Origin of the sequence: Tunturiibacter gelidiferens, assembly GCF_051013345.1 — a bacterium.
In the GTDB taxonomy this organism is placed as follows: domain Bacteria; phylum Acidobacteriota; class Terriglobia; order Terriglobales; family Acidobacteriaceae; genus Edaphobacter; species Edaphobacter gelidiferens_A.
Window position 1 is genome coordinate 5,394,030 of record NZ_CP132939.1, and the last position, 17,950, is coordinate 5,411,979.

Genomic DNA, 17,950 nt, shown 5'->3' on the forward strand with positions numbered 1-17,950 from the left:
CAAGTTGGGCCAGGGCGGCATGGGCGTGGTCTACGAGGCGGTTGACCAGAAGCTTGGCCGCCATGTCGCCGTCAAGGTCCTCGCAAATGCTGCTGACGCACCCACCACACGCGACAGCGATCCTGCGCGGGAGCGTTTCTGGCGCGAGGCCCGCGCTGCTTCTTCGCTGAATCATCCCAGTATCTGCATCATCCATGAACTCGATGAGACCGCGGCGCCGCCGTTCCTGGTCCTGGAGCTGCTTGAAGGCAGCAGCCTGGAAAAGCTCTATCACGGTCACGCCATGCCGTACCCGAAGCTGGTCGCGATGGGCATCCAGTTGGCCGATGCGCTGGACGCCGCTCATCATAAGGGAATTTTGCACCGCGACATTAAGCCGGCCAACATCTTCATCACCAGCTCGGGCCAGGCCAAACTCCTTGATTTCGGCTTGGCGAAACTCGACGAGGCCATCGTTGGCTCCGACGGTTTGACCGCGGCAACCCCGCTCACTGATTCCGGTTCGACAGTCGGCACCATTGCCTACATGTCCCCGGAACAGGCGCGCGGCGATCCGCTGGACCTGCGCAGCGACCTCTTTTCGCTCGGAGTTGTTCTCTACGAAATGGCGACCGGACAGCGCCCATTCAGCGGGTCCACGACGGCTGTGGTCTTCGATTGCATTCTGAACCACCCTCCGCCGCCACCAATTTCGCTCAATGCGGAACTCCCCGCAGAGTTTGAAAACATCTTGAACAAAACGCTGGAGAAAGACCGGGAGCTTCGCTGCCAGTCGGCCGCCGAACTTCGCGCCGACCTGAAGCGCCTGCAACGCAACAGCAGCTCAGGCAGTGTAGCGACAACCTCTGTTCCCGCGACTTCGCCACCCGCGGCTTCCCCTCCACAGATCCAAACTTCGCAGAACCCGCAAGAGTCAAACGTAAGCAACATCGCCGCGCCTGCCGCGGGCCAGAGGCGAAGACCCGCCGTCGCGTTGGCGGTGTTGGTCGTTCTCGGGATTGCCGGATTTGTGGGGTGGCGCTTCTGGCCGCGTCCCCGGCCCTTCGCTGCAGTTTCCGTTGAACAGATCACCAATATCGGGAGCATCGAAAAAATCGCTCTCTCAGCCGACGCACGCTTCCTGGCCGAAGTGAAAAACGACAAAGGGCGCGCACAGTGTGGGTGAGAAATACAGCGACCAACACTGAGACTCAGGTACTGGGCGCATCCGGACATGGCTACCTTGGACTCACCTTCTCGCCGGATGGCAATCATCTCTACTTCACCCGTTTAAGTCCGGAGAGCGAAATGGCGAATGATCTTTACGTGATGCCCGCCTTTGGCGGGACGCCGAGGCAGCTGATCTTCAACGTCGACAGCCCGGTAAGCTTTGAGCCCAATGGCAACAGGGTTACTTACCTCAGATGGTGGCCCGAGAGGAAGGACGAATTCGCGGAGATCCATATCGCCGATAAAGATGGCGGCAACGATCAAGTGCTTTATTCGACTGCGGAGAAAGCGCTGGCGCCGGTGTGGTCTCCGGATGGAAGGAGGATCGCATGGCTACAGGCGGAAGCAGGGACGACGAGGGTGGGACTGAAAGTGATAGAGATATCTTCCAAGAGACTTACGACAGTGGCGCCGCCGGCGGGGATCTCCTGGGTGGACCCCGGTCTCGCCTACACAACGCTTGCCTGGATGCCCGACAGCCTTCATCTGCTGACGCTTTATTACAAGCGGCACAGCGACCGCGCGCAGATTGGCGTCATCACGGCGCCATCCAGGGAATTCCATTCGGTGACCAACGATGTAAATTCGTACAGCGAGTTGGCGCTCTCCGGCAACGGACGCACCCTCGCCACGGTGCTGACCAATGTCGATTCGAACATCGCTCTGTATGGACCCGATCGCGGTGAACCGATCTCGACGTTGCCGTTGAGGATTACGCCGAACGCCATTGCATAGGCCACGGATGACCGTCTGCTCTATATAGTTCGAGGTTCGAGTATCGGGACCATCGATCGAGCGACGGGGAGCGTGCAGAGCTTCGATACTGGCGAGATCACCCCCGGAGACTTCATCGCCTCCTGCACCGACGGCCACATTTTGTTCACCGGATTCCCGAATGGCGGTAGCGAGCCGCGTCTCTTCCGCATGAAAGCTGACGGAGGAGAGATCGCTCAACTCACGAGCAGTGGATTCGCGCAATCTCCCAGTTGTTCCACCGACAGCCAGAAGGCGTATTACAGTATTGGAAGCAACGTCAACGTTGCCTTGTGGAGCATCCCTGTCTCCGGAGGGACGCCGAAGCAGCTGATTCCAGCGGTAAATTACGTCGAAGCGTCGGTATCGCACGATGGAAAACAGGCAGCTCTTTTCGCGCTTCGGCAACAAAAACTTTGCGTCATTATCACTGACCTGGGCTCCGGGCGAATGCAAGCACCCTTCTTCATCGATCAGAGCCTGGCGAACCTTTCCAGGTTTTCGCCAGACGGCCGGGCCATCGTAAGCGACGCCATCCGGAGTGGCGGGATTACTCTGCTGTATCAACCCTTGGATGGCTCTACTCCCTATGTGCTCTTCAACCCGACGCCTGAGACCATCAACGACTTTGACTGGTCTCCCTCCCGCAAGCAGCTGGCGGTGGCACGTTTGAAGTCCAGCTCCGATGTGGTGCTAATCATCGACCAGACGGGTAAGGAAACGCGTTAGAGGCTTGCATGAAGTTGCGGGAGTGAGATTAGTCCTACAACCGCGCTTCTCTTCAGCTATGGGTGGATGGTCGGCAAACAGGAAGTTATGCCGGGACGAGGGTAACTTCCGAGTTGCCCGTGAGGACTAAGCCGCTGGCGCGGCGGATGGATCGTGGTGGTGTGACGAGAGGAGAACGGCGGGGCTAGCGTTGTTGGTTATAGGAAGGAGGATCCTATGACCCCACTCCGTCGACGCATGCTGGACGATCTCCTGCGGCGCAACTATTCCCCTGATACGATCCGCGGCTACATCCGTGCTGTGCAGCAGTTTGCCGAGTACTTTCACCGTTCGCCCGAACAGATGGGTGGCGAAGAACTGCGCCGCTATCAGCTTTACCTGCTTCACGAGAGGAAGTTTGCGCTCGGCACGGTGGAGAACAACATCTCGGCTCTGCGGTTTCTTTACAAGAAGACGCTGAAGCGGCGCGATTTGGCTTTCGACGATCTGCCTTTTCCCAAGCAGCCGCGCACCTTGCCAACCGTGCTCAGCCAGGACGAGGTGACGCGACTGATCGAGGCGGCGGCGAACCGCATGCATCGCATGCTCCTGATGCTGCTCTACGCCACCGGCATGCGCCGCACCGAAGCGTCTCTGCTGAAGGTGAGCGACATCGACAGCCAGCGCATGGTCATCCACATCCACCGGGGCAAGGGCATGCGCGACCGCGATGTGCCGCTGACGCCGAAGATGCTCGAAGCGCTGCGCGACTACTGGCGCTGGAAGAAGCCCCGCGTCTATCTGTTCCCCAGCAAGAGGAGCGCAGCCGGCAGCGATCAGCCTATCTCCGATAAGACGGTGTGGAACGTCTGCCGGGCGGCGGCCACCCGCGCGGGCATTCAGAAGAAGCTTGGCCCCCATACGCTCCGGCATTGCTTCGCCACGCATCTGCTGGAAGGCGGAGCCGACCTGCGTACCATCCAGTTGCTGATGGGGCATGAGCGACTGGAAGACACGACCATCTATCTGCACCTGTCCCAGCGGCATCTGCATGCCGCCATCAACCCGCTTGACCAACTCACGATCCGCAACATGCAGGAGAAGCGACTGGGATGACGCGGCCACCTTTCGAGGTGGCCGATGTGATCCGTACAGCAGGCAGCAGGTTTCGAGAACGTGCGTCGTTGACATGGCCGCAGGCGAAGGTGCTCGACGCCATCGCCCGTTGCCGCACGGCCGCGCTCGGGGGACATCGCGATCAGTGCTCCAACTGCGGCCATCAGGCCATCTCTTACAACTCATGCCGCAACCGGCACTGCCCCAAGTGCCAGACCAACGCTCGCGAACAGTGGCTCGCCAAGCGCCAGCAGGAGCTGCTGCCCGTGGGCTACTATCACCTGGTCTTCAGTGTGCCGCACGCGCTCGTGCCGCTGATGTGGCAGAACCAGCGGCGGCTCTTCGCTCTGCTGTTCGAAGCCAGCGCAGCCACGCTGCTCGAAGTCGCAGCCGATCCGAAGCATCTCGGCGCTCAAGCCGGTTTACTCGCCGTGCTGCATACCTGGGGACAGACCCTGCAGCCTCACCCGCATGTCCACTGTGTCGTGCCCGGCGGCGGTCTGTCGCCGGATCACAGCCACTGGATCTCTTCGCGCCCTCACTTCTTTCTGCCCGTCAAGGTCCTCAGCCACGTCTTCCGCGGCAAGTTCCTTGCTGGACTACGACGCGCTTTTCATCGCGATCAGTTGCGATTCTACGGCGAGTGCTTGCCGCTGACAGAAGAGAAGAACTTCGCCGCTTTTCTGCGTACTCTGTTCCAGCAGGACTGGGTCGTCTATGCCAAGCCGCCCTTCGGCGGGCCGGAGCACGTCCTTCACTACCTGGCCCGCTATACCCACCGCGTCGCCATCTCCAACCACCGCCTGCTCTCGGTCTCAGATGCCGCGATCAGCTTCCGCTGGAAGGACTACGCGCATGGCAGCAAGCATCGCACCTTGACGCTCTCGCCGGAGGAGTTCCTGCGCCGCTTCCTCCAGCATGTGCTGCCCAGAGGCTTCCCCCGCATCCGCTACTTCGGCTGGCTGACCAACCGCTCCCGTGGAAGTCTGCTTCCGCTCTGCCGCTACCTGCTCCACCAGCCGCCGCCGGCAACAGATGCGCCCTCCTCCACCCAGCCAGCCACATGGCCGTGCCCTCGCTGCCAAGGCCCCATGTATCTTATCGAGCGACTTACTGCCGCTCAGATCTTCTTCGCCGAAACTCGACCTGTAGGTGCCTATGACACGTCCTGACCTCATGTTTAACCGGACCCTTGCACCTGCCTCTGGCGATGCTCCCTGGACGTGTGTTCCACGCCTCGGACAAGGCCGTCTTGCCAGGGCGACCAACCGTACTCTGTCGCCTGCATGCCTATCGGATGCCCACTCTCCATGCCCCCGGCTCGCTATCTGCATCGCTTCTCATCAGCCACTCCAATCAGCAGCGCGATTGAAAACCCATAGCCCCAAACATCCTGCCCCGACCCCACCACCGGCTTCCTCCTCACGGCTCTATCCGAACCGCTCCCCGAAGAGGCCGTCTCGCCTTGGATCATGTGCAGGTGGAGTGGTTCCGATAGAGTCCTACCGTTATTCGGGAGAAACGTGGGAGCCCTCCTCCGCCACCGGCGGCTGGAACCAGCGAGGTACGGCTAAGAACTCTTCTTCTGATGTGGTAGCAAAGTAGAGTCCTTCTGGCTTTGTTTCATTCCGGTTTTTTAGCCGTGCCAAACACTCATCTTCAGGAACGTCCAAGTAGTGCAATACATGTTTCACTTCCGCCTCTTCAAAGAGAGAGAGGACCCACTTCCGTTCCGCTTGGGTATTTCCAGCGAAGTCGAGAACCACGGAAGTTCCGGCTCTCAGTATTTGAACCACGAGTGGCCCGATCACAGAACGGCACCGACGCGACCACTTAAGATAGTCTTCAAAGCTGGAGATTCCATCACTTAGCTTTGCGAGCCGGATATCTTCGCAAATAAATACGACACCTTCCTGATCTGCGATCCTGCGTGTTAACGTCGTTTTGCCAGACGCCAGCCGGCCTGAAATGAAGTGTAGGTTGCCTCGCGCTCGCTCATCTTCGATCCCCCTAGGCAGAATAATCCTCCCGCAATTCAACGACGCCTTGGTGAACATTCAACGAGTCCCGAGTCGTCGGCAGCTCTTCCAGAACCCCGGCGACTCAGGGATTTGGTTCGATTCCGATGTGGGGTTGGCATTCGCCGCGTCAAAGGTTGCAGAAAACGCGGCCTATTTACTCCGCCCTGAGGGTTTGCATCGGTTCGACCGAGGCGGCGCGGCGGCCGGGGATGAGGCAGGCGATGACGGCGGCGCAGAGTAGCAGGAGCGCGACGGAAGCAAAGACGGAGAGGTCGAGCTTTCCGATTCCATAGAGGGTGCTCTGCATGCCGCGGCCGACGAAGTAAGCTCCGATGAGGCCGACGGTGAGGCCGATGCCGGCGAGAACCAAGCCTTCTCCGACGACGAGGGCGATGACACGGCTGCGGTTTGCGCCAAGCGCCATGCGAAGGGCGATCTCGTGCGAGCGCTGCGCTACCGAGAAGGACATGACGCCATAGACACCGAGTGCGGCAAGAAGAAGCGCGACGGCGGCGAAGCTGACGAATAGGACGAGGGTGAAGCGGTCGTTGGAGAGCACCAGTTCGCGGACCTCCTCCATGGAGCGGGGTTGGGCGAGGGCTATCTCGGGGTCTACGGTGTGGACGGCTGCTGCGATGCTTTTGACCATGGCGGCGGGGTCGTTGACGGTTCGGACTCCAATGCCTGCGGCGGACCACGGGATCTGCCAGAAAGGAATCTCCATCTCGGGGCGCGGGTCGCTGAAGCCGCGGCTGTGGACGTTGTGGTAGACGCCGACGATCTGCCACTCGAGGGGTGGACCGAGCTTGGCGACGCCGGGGATGAGTTGCTCGACCGAGACGCGCTGCTGGAGCGGGTCGCCGTCTTTGAGGTACTTCTTCACGAAGTCTTCGTTGACGGCGGCTACTTTGACGCTCGACGCAGTGTCCTGATCGGTGAAGAAGCGGCCACTGACCATGCGAACGCCGAAGGTTTTGAGGAACTCGGGCGTAACCATGCCGAAGCCGGTGTTAGGGCGCATGGAGGGATCGTTGAAAGCAGGTTTTCCGACGATGGTGAACGGCATGCCAAAGCCGGCGCCGAAGAGAGGAAGGCCGGTCATCGCCGAGGCTGAGGTCACGCCCGGGACGGCGTTAACGCTGGAGAGAATTTGCTTGTAATAGGCGGTGATTTTCTCGGGGTCTTTTGGGCGTGAGTCCGGGACGGAAAGGTAGAAGGTTAGGACATGGTCGGTGCGGACGCCGAGATCGACACGGAGGAGATTGAGGAAGCTGTGTATTGCGAGGCCTGCGCCGGACAGCAGTGCGAGTGCGAGGGCGATCTCGCCGATGACAAGGGTCTGCCGCAAGCGATGGCGGCCTGTTCCGACACCGGTGCGATTGCCTTCCTTGAGCGCTTCGCCGGGATCGACGCGGGAGGCGTACCACGCGGGCGCGCTGCCGAAGAGAAGGCCAGCGAGAGTGGTGGCTGCAAGTGTGAAGAGCAGGATCGGAACGTTGAGGTGAAGATCAGCCTCATCCGGCAGGGTTCCGCGAGGCATGATGGCCACTAGTCCCTGAAGCATGGCGTAGCCAACGCCGATGCCGAGGAAGCCACCGGCGATTGCGAGCAATAAGCTTTCGGTGATGAGTTGTTCGAAGATGGTTCTGCGACTTGCTCCGAGTGCGTTGCGGACGGCGAGTTCTTTCTGCCGAGCCAGGCCGCGGGCGAGGAGAAGATTGGCGACGTTGACGCAGGCGATGAGCAGGATGAAGGCTACGGCGCCGAGGAGAAGCCAGAGTGTCTGTTTGCGTTCGCTGGGCAGGAAGTCGTTTTTGAGCGGCTCGACGAAGACGCCCCAGCCCTTGTTACTTTTGGGATTGGCCTCTGCAATGTGGGCAGCGACTGAATCCATATCGGCCTGAGCCTGCTGAACGGTGATGCCGGGTTTGAGGCGAGCGATGGATAGGAGCCAATGAAAGTCGTGGTTGAGTTGCTCAGGTTTAAAGACGAGTGGCACGGTGAGCTGAGCGTCGCTACGATCGTCGAGACCAGGGGATAGCACGCCGACCACGGTATAGGGCTCGCCGTTGATGCGCATGGATTGGCCGACGAGTTTGGGATCGGAGCCGAGGTGCGCCCAGAGTTTGTGGGTGAGAATGACGACGTGATCCCTTCCCTCGACGCCCTCCTCGGGCAGGAAGTCGCGGCCAAGGAAGAATGGGCGGCCAGACATTTTGTAGAAGCCGGCGGTGACCTGCCTGCCGTCAATGTTCTCGGGTTGGTCCTTGCTGGCGATGTTGAAGGAGCCACCGGTGAAGGCGTTGATGTCCTGGAAGCTTGAGTTTTCACGCTTCCAATCGGTGAAGTCTCCGGCGGAGATGCCGTTGTGAAAGGTCTGAATCTTCGACCAAACGACAACGAGCTGGTCGGGCTCGGGGTAAGGCATCGGGGCGAGCAGGGTGGCGTAGTCCACGGTAAAGATGGCGGTGTTTGCGCCGATGCCGAGGGCCAGGGTGAGTAGAACTGTAAGGGTGAGGCCGGGGTTCTTCCACAACGTACGCGCGGAGTAGCGGAGATTACGGAGGAAACTCGACATCAAACGACCTCACGGTTCCAGCATAGGTTAAAGTGACCTTGAAATTTACTGATGGTGAGCAGGATATTTGATCGCGGAGGTTGCTGGGTGATTCTTTATCCAGGCCTTCGACGACTCTTTATCGAGAACCGCAGGCGATGGAGGGGATGAAGCCACGAGCCGCCGTGCTGATATGACCCTGAGGGACCCGCTTTGTTTGGATGGGTCGGCAATGTACCTCCGCACCATCGTTCATGACAACGGGAGACGATTGAACGTGCTCCATCCACGGGTCTAAAATCCAGCCATAGCCATTCAGCGGCTGGGGAGGTTTGTATGCCCCATTATGAGTTCGTCTGCAACGATTGCAAGAAAACATTCCTGAAGACTCTGACCATCGCAGAACATGACGCGGAAAAGACTGCGTGCCCGCACTGCGGCAGTAACCTGGTTGAGCAACGCTGGTCCGCCTTCTCTGCGATTACTTCGAAGAAGAGCGCCTAGGGTAAGGTACGGAGGCGCGTATGCACTTCGATAAATTTTCCTTCGGTGTCCTCCGAATCGACGGCAACACGTATGAGGAGGATGTGGTGATCGACTGCGGGGAGATTCGCAAACGCAAGAAGGCACCGTCCAAGAGATTCCGTGACGAGTTTGGACATACACCCTTGTCCATCGAAGAAAAGATACCGTGGAAATGCCGCCGGCTTGTGATCGGAACCGGCGCGTACGGCCGTTTGCCGGTGATGAAAGAGGTGAAACGGGAGGCGGAACGGCGCCACGTCGAATTGGTGACCTTACCGACCAGTGAGGCCATTCGGCTAATGGAAAAGGAGTCCGCAGCAAATGCCATTTTGCACGTGACCTGTTAGCCAGTGTGCGAAAACTCCTGGGGCATCGGCAAACAAGGAGTTAGGCCGTTGCTTTCGGCTTGCCCGTTGGTTAGCGTTCCCTATTTTCCCTGGGATTTGACGGCGAGGTTGTGGTCTACGGGGATGACCGTGACGGCGAACGGGGTTCCAGCGTCGTCCCCCACAATGGGAAGCGCTCCCGGTTGGTTACCGCCCAGCATCGAGTTCTCGTAATACGGGGTGTACACCATCATGTGAGGAAGCCAATGGCCAACTTGAGGCCCGAGATCATGGTCCGCAGAGAACATGTACGCGAACGCCACCATCTCCATCTTTGGCAGCTCGCCTTTGGCGTATGCCGCCTGAACTGCTTCCGCGATCTGGTCCGGCGTCTTGCTTTCCATGCCGAGCCTGGCCCGTAGTTCCTGCAACGGCAAAACGGTTCGGCTCGCGACGGGATTGAAGCAGATGGGCGCGCGAAGTTTTGCGTAATACACGAGGTCCCGGAGCTGAACAGGAGTAAACGTCGGGGCTGCCCAGCCCCGCATGACCAGGCACACGAAACCGTTGTCTCCCTGGGTGGCGACTTGTATCCAGAGGGAGTAAGTATCTTGACGGTGGCATGACCCGAGATGTCTTCGGGCGCAGCACTTCTCGCCAATGCCACCTCGGCTTCGGGCGTCATCATGTACTCGCTGAGCGGAGGGTAGTTTGAACTCTGCCCATGCACTTGGGCAGCTTGCATACTTGCAAAGAGCAGCACCAGTCCTGCCAGAATTTTTTCCATTTCAATCGTCTCCTTACCGAACCGAATTGCTTTCGCGTCACACTATTGCGGCTCTAGACGGTGCGAAGCTACGCACTCAGGCCGCCGTTGAGGAGCATTCGGAGAGGACGAGCTGAGGTTGTGCCTAAGCTCGTCAGCAACTCCGGACTATCCGAGTTTCAGGAGACCTGTGCTGCCAGCGCTGTACGGCCGGCCGCACGCCGGGCGTCAGTCAAGTTGCCGCGATGCATCGCCTGGTGCAGGGCTAGCACAAGGAAGCTCTGCCCGTACGTAGCGAACTCTCGCTCCCGTCCCTTGGGAGGCGCCTTGGTCGGCTTGTCGAGATCGGCCTCGGTCAGCGACTCCAGAATGTTCAGGTTCCGTTCGCGCAGTTGCAGATACTTTTCTCGAACCTCAGCGAAGGGTGGATAAGCGCGGGCATCGGCGACGGGTTCCGAGTTCTCGGCAAAGTACTCTTGCCACTCTGCCGCGGGGTGTTTTTCTGCGAAGAGTGCCGCTGGAATTATGCCCTCAACCAGCGTGAGATGCCCGAGGACCCAGAGCGGGTGGCACCCGCCGTTCGGCGTCGGAAACGTCGTTGCAGCGTCGCTCATCTCGTCGATTACACTGAGCACCACTCCGTTCGAAATACTCAGCGCAAATTTATCCAGGCTCATGGCATTTGTTTCGGCCTCGATAAGCTTCGAATAAGGCATCTTGAACAACATCTTCGCCGTCCATCACCGATCCGGTCATTCGCGAGCAGTAACGGTGCAGGCGAGGGCGCAGTTGAGTGATTGTTTCAAGGAACGCCAGACACCGTGCTTCAAAGGGGCCAAACGCTCCCATGTCGCGTGGATTATCCATATCTATCTTTTACGCAGCGAATCGCTTTAAGGATACGGACATAATTTGTGGACCACCACATCTCCTTGAGATGATCGAGGAGAGGAAAACGGGGCTTCCTGGGACTGGTTTTCCGGGTGGGTAATCGGCTACTCGACAATAGCTACGATCGGACTTCGACCCTCTCGGGATGATGTGGGTCGGCAAAGGAGTGTAAGGTTCGGATTGCCCGTCAACCAGACAGAACCCCGAAAGAATCCTCTCCGCGCCCCGGACTTTCGATGAGGTCGCGGTAGGGACGATCATCGCTGATCGCCCCCGCACAGGTCCGCACGAGCGCTCATTAGCGCATGCGGCTCTTATCTCGGATGAGTGGCGGCGAAGCGGTCAAGGGGCCAGGGATGGAGCACATGGGTTGAGGAAGCCATTGTGCGGCCAGCTTGAGACGACGAACCCAGGCGTACCGGCGTCTTTGACTACGTCGCTTGAGCGCTTGTCCCCAGGAGCGAAGCACGCGCTCCCGGAATAGCCCCATACTGCCGAGGTTTCCCGGCACAGCATAGTAGTTGAAGTACCTTTGTACGACTGACCTCAGCCACGCCTGTCTGAGGCACGGGATCATGCATGCGCATCCGTAGTTGCTGCTGATCTCCTGCAGCTTTTTTCGCATGCGCTTGCGGATCGTCATACGCCGCACAGCATAAGACCTGTTCCCATTCTTCCCGCTGATATGCGTGAAGCAAAGGAAGTCGAAGGTCTCCGGCTTGCCTTCCCCTCTTCGTTTCCGGTTCTGTTCAGCATACCGCCCGAACTCGATCCGGCGCGTCTTATCCCGGGCGCAGTTCCAGTCCGAACTTCCCCAGCCGCTCTCCAAAACTCTTGCGAAAACGGTCTGCGTCCGTACCCCACTGGAAGGCGAGGACGATGTCATCTACATAGCGGCAGCGTCCTGATTGCATCTTTTCGGAGCTCAATACCCAGCCCACCTGTACCCCTGTTTACGCTTCGTCGAACACCTCGCGGTGTGCAACGCAAAACTCGGGGCCGAGCGGTTCGCTATTCCTTTCTCATAGGACTCTTTCATTCCCTGCTTCATGCCGGTTTATCCCGGCGCACTGCATTGGCGATTTATCACTCACCGAGAAGACCAACCGATTGCCACTGCTTGAAGGTAGGTGACGAGAAGCACGTTTGTGAGGGCTCATCTCGCCTAGTTCGCGAAAAGACGAGAGCGCGCCTATTACAGTCATCGCGCCTTCACACTTGTGCCGTTTCATCTTGGGAAAGTGAAGAGCTCGACGAGCGCCCTCACGCGCTCTTTCTGACGGCTGCGCGTAAATCGCTGGTTCTTGTTAGCTCGGCGATACCATGGCGGCTCACCAACTCCAGGAGTCGACTCCTTTACCAGCAGCGATGCGGGCTTGGCTGACCCCGCCTATTACACGCTCCTTGTGGCGGACGCGGCCTACTCATACTGAAACGATCGCCAGAGAAACACCGATCCCCACGTCTCAAAGTTCGTAAGAGACGCGGGGATCGGGGTTGAACAGAACATCTTTCCGCTGCGTCCTAGGGCGTAACCCAGGGAGAAGGCGGTGGCGGTGGAACGACCGGTGGACGGTCGTCGCAAGTAATAGTATTGGGCAGTTCCCACGGGGCCAGCCAGGGTCCGGTAGTGCCGCCGCCAACGTTGCCGCCGAGATCGATCAGCGTGAACTCCGACCCGGCCGGAGTAAAGTGGAACGAACCGCAGTTATTGACGCCAACGGCGCCTACGTTGCGGGCCTCCACGTTCTCGAAGGATGCCGAACCGGCCACCCGTGCGCTCACCACTGAAGTGCCCGTGCCGTCAACCCGGTCATCCTTGAAGTGCACGTTCGTGATCGTGTACAGGTCTTTTACAGGGAAATCGCTGACCAGCATGATCGCGTTGTAGGTGTTGTCAAGAAAGCTGTTGCCGACCACCTCAATGTCCGCGTTAATGCTTCCCTCTAACGCGTAAATCCAGATGGAGCCCAGGCCGATGTTCCAGTTCAGCTCAAACGGGCCAGACCGAACCGTAGTGTTGTTCGTGATCCATAAGCTCCCGGTGAACGGCTGGGCTCCAAAGCGGGAACCAACCTGTAATCCGCTGCCTTCGCGGATCGGATCGGCAACGAGGTTGTTCGAAATGGTGTTGTCCGTGCCACCGTAGAGGGCGATGCCGTTGGCCAACACCGGTGTCTGCACCGTGTTGTGATCGAAGGTGTTGTTGGCATCCTCAATCTTATCCGACCACATAGCTAGGGCGTCGTCCCCGGTATTGCGAACAAAGTTATTCGCCACGACCGAGTTGGTGACGCCGGTATGGAAGTTGATCCCATCGGCGATCTGGTCCACGATGATATTGTTGCGGATTCTTAGGTTCGACATCGGGCCATCGAGCCACATGCCCACCTTGGTGTGATGGATGTATAGCCCTTCGATCGTCGAATTGCTCAACGCGCCGCCGATGCCGTTTACTTGGTCGCTATCAATGCGCTCCCGGACATCACCCTCGATGGCGAAGCCGGAGAGATGGACATTCGAGCTGCCACCGTCGGTAACGTACTTGCCGTAGAAACCGACGCCGGTGTGCACCGAGCCATCGGGCAAAGGAGTACTCAGGGTCACCTGGTGTCCCTTGACGATCGTGTACCAGTTACCAGCACCTTCGATCGTGACGTTGTCAACGAGAATATGGCGGTTCACCTGATAGGTGCCTGGCGGCAAGTAGACCTCGCGGTGCCATTGCTTCGCGAATGCGATCGCTGTGTCAAACGCGTCCGCCGAATCGCTCTGCCCGGTCGGATCGGCACCGAACCGCTGCACGTTCACGGCAGGCTCGTCGCGGTGCTGCGGGGGCCAACCAACTCGGAGTCAAGCAAGTCAATTACTGTCCAGGCGGCATTGCTCGAGGCCGGAACGGTGAGACGGATCTTCTCGCCCGGTTGGTATCTGTGACCGAGCAGCAAACGCTGTTCGTCGTAGAAGTGGTTCGGTCGGAACGGTTTGGTGATGATCGGCGGCGGGGTCGTGGCCGACGGTACGCAGGCACACTCGGTAATATATTGATCGGGAAACAACAGGCCGGCGTTCGGATCATTGGAGAACGGGTACTGGTTATAGAGCCATGCGTACTGCGAGGTGAGCGTCATGGTGACAAGGGAACGGCCGTTAACTGAGACGTCGAGCGGTGCCGTAATACCTCCGCCGGTTGGCGCATCCGGGATGCTGTAACGCACCGTAATGGCATTGGCCGCTTCGGGCAGGGTGAACTCGACATATTGTCCGGGGAGGAGCTTGACCGCCGCGCGACCCGACGCTTCGGCGGGAAGCGTGTATGCGGTCCGGGCGGGGCCAATGATCGTGCCGTTGGTCACGGCATTCTCAGCCTCCTGCTCAACGAAGTGAGCGTTCGCCCCACGGTCATCGACCAGCGACGGGTGGAGGGCCGCGCGGGTTACCGAAGCGGTGTGGGCTTGGGGAGCTGCGTAGAGGGGTAGAGCATACGATGCGGTCAGGCACACGACAAAGCGAGACGTGCGACTCAGGAATCCCTGAAATTTCATGATGCCTCCTGATTAGCTTTTTCTTTTGGCACACAAAGAGGACGGTTGGGCCCACCGAGCAGGCTGCCTCGAGCCACGCGCTTTAGATATCCGGTCGAGCGCGGCGAACCTTTTATATACAACTTCGGGGTAAGACGCAAGGCTATGTTGCTTTTACCGCATGAAGTCACCGCCCATTTTGGGACGGAGGCATGTGAGCCAAAAAATGGCGGGCCACCGAGTGACCTGCCAGGCTCAATAACGGATGAAGGAACGACATGGGAGGAACGCTATTTGGGATCACTACACCAAACGTCAAAAATCGTACGTGGCGAGAAGCGCGTTTGTGAGGACTCATCTCGCCTAGCTCACGAAAAGACGAGAGCGCGCCTATTACAGTCATCGCGCTTTCACCACCTGTGCCGTTTCATCTCCTGGCAAAGTAAAGAGCTCGACGAGCGCCCTCACTCGCTCTTTCTGACGGCTGCGCGGAAAGCGCTTGGTTCTTGTCAGCTCGGCGACACCATGGAGGCTCGCCCAAAACAGTTCCGATATAACCTCTGGCTTCGAGCTCTGCCCCTGAAACAACTCTAGGAGTTGGGAAAACGCGAAACGCAGCTCCGGAGGAGTGGCCGCGTCATCGAATGGTACGTTCAGGCTGAGCGAAAACATCGCTTCATACAGTGCGGGTGAAGACGCGGCGAACTCCAGATATGCGGCCGCGACCGATTCGACCGTATTTCCACGCTTAACCCGTTTCCGTGCCTTCTCCAAAGCCAGGCCCATCTCCTGGAAACCCTCGATAGCAACTGCGGCGAGAATCCCTTCGCGGCTTCCAAAATGAGCATACAAAACGGGTTGGCTGTATGAAATTTCGTCGGATAGCCGCCGAAGCGTTACGTTGGACCACCCTTCAAGCTCCGCGATTCGTCGTGCAGCACTGATGACCTGTGCCCGGCGGGCCTGCCTGTCACGCAGTTTTCGTTCCGCAATTCGGTTAGGTGCCAGCGTCGTTGCCATTGATAGGAATTATAGCACCGCTAGAATAAACACTTGGCGGACGGTGAAACTTTTCCAAATGCTTCGTCCCAGGGCCAGGATTACCGGGGTCTTTTATTTGTTTTACTTTCTGACGGCGGTATGCGGCGAGTTCTTCCTTAAAGGGCTTGTTGTACATGGCGACGCCGCGGCTACAGCGAACAACATCCTGGCGCACCAGCGTTTGTTTCGGTTGGGTTTAGCAACCGGCCTCATCGCGACCGCGTGCTATGTCACTGTGACGGCTCTCTTCTATGGCCTATTTAAACCTGTGAACAGGACCCTCTCTTTACTTGCAGCGTTCTTTAGCCTCGTGGGATGCGCCATTCTGGCGTTCGCTAGCCTCTTTCGCATCGCTCCGCTTGTCGTCTTGGGAGGCAGTCAGTACTTGAGCGTATTTAACGGAACAGTTGCGGACGCTCGCGTCTCTGTTTCTCGAATTGTATGGTGAGGTCGTCAACATCTGCTTCGTATTTTTCGGAGTCTATTGCCTCGTGATCGGCTACCTTATCTTCAGGTCCGCCTTCCTGCCTCGAATTCTGGGTGTGTTGATGGCGTTTGCCGGTTTGGGTTGGGTGACCTTTCTGTCACCGCCGCTCGCAAACTATCTGCGCCCCTATATTCTCCTCCTCGGCGTCATCGCGGAACTAGCGCTGATGCTATGGCTGCTTGTGATGGGCGTGAACGTTCAACGATGGAAGGAACAGGCCAACGCAGCATGAAAGCCCCGTCTATCGTCGCAGCGGTACGGCTGGGCCTCTGTCGGGAAACCGGACCTGATTCGCATGAACGCCTAATTCCGTAGCTCGCATCAGGAGGAAAGAGTATGAGCGCAGCAGTAATGATGAAACGGATTGCAGAAGCGTCGCCGCGGTTCAAGGCTAGAATGGCCGGTGGCCTTTTTTGCTCCTGTTGCTGACGGCAGCATGCACCGAGTTCTTCTTTCGCGGCAGGCTGAGTTTCGCAGCCGACCTCGCTGCGGGCATCATCGAGGTCTCCTGCATGATCGCTGTGACACTGCTCTTCTATGACATCTTTAAGCCGGTGAACAGGCGCCTCTCTTTGCTCGCAGCGGCCTTCAACTTCGTGGCAGTCACGCTTGAGCTTCTTCGATTTCTGCCTCACGGCGTGAACATCGGCCTGGGATTTCACGGATTCTATTGGATCCTGATCGGCTACCTCATCTTCAGGTCGACCTTCCTACCTCGAATTTTGGGCGCACTGCCGGCGATCGCGGGTCTGTGTTGGCTGACCTTTCTGCCACCGCGGCTCGCAAGCTATCTGTCCCCCTACAACCTGGCCGCCGTCCTCCTCGTGGAAGGATTGGTGATGCTGTGGCTCCTCGTGATGGGCGTGAACGTTCAACGATGGAAGGAGCAGGCCCGCGCATGAAAGCCGCCTACACCAGATACGGTCCGCCAGACGTTATCGAAATCAGCGACCTCGACAAGCCTGTTCCCAGGGACAATGAGGTCTTGATAAAGGTCCGCGCGGCCTCCGTCAATCCACTCGACTGGAAGACAATGACAGGCGGTCCGTACATCGTTCGTCTACTGCTCGGGCTGTTCACATCGAAGATCAAACAACTCGGCGTTGATGTGGCCGGCCAGGTTGAAGCGGTTGGCAGGAACGTAACCCAGTTCAAACCTGGCGACGCGGTGTTACATGCCGCGGAGCATTTGCCGAATATGCGTGTACCTGCCAGTCGGCGAAGCTCATGAAATCAGCATTGGTCATGAAGCCAGATAACGTGACGTTTGAGCAAGCCGCTGCTGCACCTGTTGCGGCGCTCACCGCGTTGCAGGGTCTTCGCGACAAGGGGCGGATTAAACCGGGACAAAAGGTCTTGATCAATGGCGCCGCGGGAGGCGTGGGGACGTTCGCCGTGCAGATCGCCAAGTCGTTCGGCACAGATGTCACCGGCGTATGCAGTACGAGGAATGTGGACATGGTCCGGTCCATCGGCGCAGATCGAGTCATCGACTACACACAGGAGGATTTCACCAAGGGCGAGCAACGTTACGACCTGCTTTTCGACAACGTAGGCAATCACTCGCTATCAGCATGCAGGCACGTGCTGAATCCCAAGGGGATATTAATCATGATCGGAGCACCACACGACGTTCGAGTGATCGATCTTCTGGTCCGCTTGATCGGAGCTCTTATGCTCTCCCCGTTCGTGAGCCAGAAGCTGATTACCTTCATTGCGAAATCGAATGAAGAGGATCTGACCATCGTGGGAGAGCTTATGGCAACGGGAAAGGTAACACCGGTCATCGACAGGCGCTACAGCTTGAATGAAATCCCCGAAGCTCTCGAGTATCTGGAGAAAGGACACGCTCGAGGAAAAGTAGCAATAACTTTGGAACATAACAACGAAACGTAACAACGCATTGCGCAGAACTTAACTGGCCATCGGGCGTGCCCATGCCACCATAGTTTCTCCAGGATGACGGGCCACCCGCACCTTACCGGTCGTCTTCCGATTCGAATCGGTCGGTAGGGGGAGCCGGCGG

The 17,950-nt window shown here is 58.4% G+C and carries 21 protein-coding genes; 12 read left to right on the forward strand and 9 right to left on the reverse strand.

Annotated elements, in window-relative coordinates; translation table 11 throughout:
• Positions 1 to 4: 4 nt before the first annotated feature.
• From RBB80_RS27150 to RBB80_RS27170, 5 genes are all read left to right on the forward strand, one after another.
• The gene (locus RBB80_RS27150) at positions 5 to 1,165 is read left to right on the forward strand and encodes a serine/threonine-protein kinase (protein WP_433965345.1); all 1,161 of its coding nucleotides are present in this window, start codon (positions 5 to 7) and stop codon (positions 1,163 to 1,165) included.
• Positions 1,162 to 1,944 carry a TolB family protein gene (locus tag RBB80_RS27155; protein WP_433965346.1) on the forward strand — a complete coding sequence of 261 codons (783 nt, stop codon included), beginning with the start codon at positions 1,162 to 1,164 and terminating at the stop codon, positions 1,942 to 1,944. The genes RBB80_RS27150 and RBB80_RS27155 overlap by 4 nt, the downstream gene beginning before the upstream one ends.
• 72 nt (positions 1,945 to 2,016) lie before the next feature.
• Complete coding sequence (locus RBB80_RS27160) at positions 2,017 to 2,691, forward strand: TolB family protein (RefSeq protein WP_433965347.1); 675 nt, start codon at positions 2,017 to 2,019, stop codon at positions 2,689 to 2,691.
• A gap of 237 nt (positions 2,692 to 2,928) precedes the next feature.
• Entirely contained in the window at positions 2,929 to 3,786 is an 858-nt protein-coding gene (locus tag RBB80_RS27165; protein WP_433965123.1) for a tyrosine-type recombinase/integrase, read from the forward strand.
• A complete protein-coding gene (locus RBB80_RS27170; RefSeq protein ID WP_433965122.1) occupies positions 3,783 to 4,958 on the forward strand; it encodes an IS91 family transposase in 1,176 nt (391 codons plus the stop codon). Before RBB80_RS27165 ends, RBB80_RS27170 begins: the two co-directional genes overlap by 4 nt.
• 336 nt (positions 4,959 to 5,294) lie before the next feature.
• Here RBB80_RS27170 and RBB80_RS27175 read toward each other — a convergent pair whose 3' ends face one another.
• Together RBB80_RS27175 and RBB80_RS27180 are read right to left on the reverse strand one after the other, a co-directional pair.
• On the reverse strand, positions 5,295 to 5,843 hold the full coding sequence (locus tag RBB80_RS27175; RefSeq protein WP_433965348.1) for an AAA family ATPase: 549 nt from the start codon (positions 5,841 to 5,843) through the stop codon (positions 5,295 to 5,297).
• Between the two features lie 118 nt (positions 5,844 to 5,961).
• Complete coding sequence (locus RBB80_RS27180; RefSeq protein WP_433965349.1) at positions 5,962 to 8,385, reverse strand: ABC transporter permease; 2,424 nt, start codon at positions 8,383 to 8,385, stop codon at positions 5,962 to 5,964.
• A 315-nt stretch (positions 8,386 to 8,700) separates the two neighbouring features.
• On the opposite strand from RBB80_RS27180, the gene RBB80_RS27185 reads away from it, so the two are divergent.
• Together RBB80_RS27185 and RBB80_RS27190 are read left to right on the forward strand one after the other, a co-directional pair.
• Positions 8,701 to 8,868 carry an FmdB family zinc ribbon protein gene (locus tag RBB80_RS27185; RefSeq protein WP_433965350.1) on the forward strand — a complete coding sequence of 56 codons (168 nt, stop codon included), beginning with the start codon at positions 8,701 to 8,703 and terminating at the stop codon, positions 8,866 to 8,868.
• 20 nt (positions 8,869 to 8,888) lie between these two features.
• Positions 8,889 to 9,236, forward strand: a complete 348-nt coding sequence (locus RBB80_RS27190; protein ID WP_433965351.1) for an MTH938/NDUFAF3 family protein — start codon at positions 8,889 to 8,891, stop codon at positions 9,234 to 9,236.
• Between the two features lie 80 nt (positions 9,237 to 9,316).
• Here the strand turns inward: RBB80_RS27190 and RBB80_RS27195 are convergent, their stop codons facing one another.
• The 7 genes from RBB80_RS27195 to RBB80_RS27225 all read right to left on the reverse strand — a co-directional run bounded on the left by RBB80_RS27195 (position 9,317) and on the right by RBB80_RS27225 (position 15,416).
• A complete protein-coding gene (locus RBB80_RS27195; RefSeq protein WP_433965352.1) occupies positions 9,317 to 9,775 on the reverse strand; it encodes a hypothetical protein in 459 nt (152 codons plus the stop codon).
• A 385-nt stretch (positions 9,776 to 10,160) separates the two neighbouring features.
• On the reverse strand, positions 10,161 to 10,709 hold the full coding sequence (locus RBB80_RS27200; RefSeq protein WP_433965353.1) for a DinB family protein: 549 nt from the start codon (positions 10,707 to 10,709) through the stop codon (positions 10,161 to 10,163).
• Positions 10,645 to 10,848: a sigma factor gene (locus RBB80_RS27205; protein WP_433965354.1), complete on the reverse strand. Its 204-nt coding sequence runs from the start codon at positions 10,846 to 10,848 to the stop codon at positions 10,645 to 10,647. Before RBB80_RS27205 ends, RBB80_RS27200 begins: the two co-directional genes overlap by 65 nt.
• Before the next feature lie 322 nt (positions 10,849 to 11,170).
• Positions 11,171 to 11,701, reverse strand: coding sequence for a hypothetical protein (locus RBB80_RS27210; protein ID WP_433965355.1), 531 nt, complete (start codon positions 11,699 to 11,701; stop codon positions 11,171 to 11,173).
• 695 nt (positions 11,702 to 12,396) lie between these two features.
• Positions 12,397 to 13,683 (reverse strand): glycosyl hydrolase family 28-related protein, encoded by a 1,287-nt coding sequence (locus RBB80_RS27215; protein WP_433965356.1) that lies wholly within the window; start codon positions 13,681 to 13,683, stop codon positions 12,397 to 12,399.
• Entirely contained in the window at positions 13,680 to 14,417 is a 738-nt protein-coding gene (locus RBB80_RS27220) for a hypothetical protein (protein ID WP_433965357.1), read from the reverse strand. Before RBB80_RS27220 ends, RBB80_RS27215 begins: the two co-directional genes overlap by 4 nt.
• A 378-nt stretch (positions 14,418 to 14,795) precedes the next feature.
• Positions 14,796 to 15,416, reverse strand: a complete 621-nt coding sequence (locus tag RBB80_RS27225; protein ID WP_433965358.1) for a TetR/AcrR family transcriptional regulator — start codon at positions 15,414 to 15,416, stop codon at positions 14,796 to 14,798.
• Between the two features lie 58 nt (positions 15,417 to 15,474).
• On the opposite strand from RBB80_RS27225, the gene RBB80_RS27230 reads away from it, so the two are divergent.
• The 5 genes from RBB80_RS27230 to RBB80_RS27250 all read left to right on the forward strand — a co-directional run bounded on the left by RBB80_RS27230 (position 15,475) and on the right by RBB80_RS27250 (position 17,820).
• Positions 15,475 to 15,885: a DUF4386 domain-containing protein gene (locus RBB80_RS27230; RefSeq protein WP_433965359.1), complete on the forward strand. Its 411-nt coding sequence runs from the start codon at positions 15,475 to 15,477 to the stop codon at positions 15,883 to 15,885.
• A complete protein-coding gene (locus RBB80_RS27235; protein ID WP_433969896.1) occupies positions 15,875 to 16,156 on the forward strand; it encodes a DUF4386 family protein in 282 nt (93 codons plus the stop codon). Before RBB80_RS27230 ends, RBB80_RS27235 begins: the two co-directional genes overlap by 11 nt.
• A gap of 181 nt (positions 16,157 to 16,337) precedes the next feature.
• On the forward strand, positions 16,338 to 16,826 hold the full coding sequence (locus RBB80_RS27240) for a DUF4386 family protein (protein ID WP_433965360.1): 489 nt from the start codon (positions 16,338 to 16,340) through the stop codon (positions 16,824 to 16,826).
• A complete protein-coding gene (locus RBB80_RS27245) occupies positions 16,823 to 17,155 on the forward strand; it encodes an alcohol dehydrogenase catalytic domain-containing protein (RefSeq protein WP_433965361.1) in 333 nt (110 codons plus the stop codon). Before RBB80_RS27240 ends, RBB80_RS27245 begins: the two co-directional genes overlap by 4 nt.
• Before the next feature lie 14 nt (positions 17,156 to 17,169).
• Positions 17,170 to 17,820 carry an NAD(P)-dependent alcohol dehydrogenase gene (locus RBB80_RS27250; RefSeq protein WP_433965362.1) on the forward strand — a complete coding sequence of 217 codons (651 nt, stop codon included), beginning with the start codon at positions 17,170 to 17,172 and terminating at the stop codon, positions 17,818 to 17,820.
• The last annotated feature ends 130 nt before the right edge of the window (positions 17,821 to 17,950 follow it).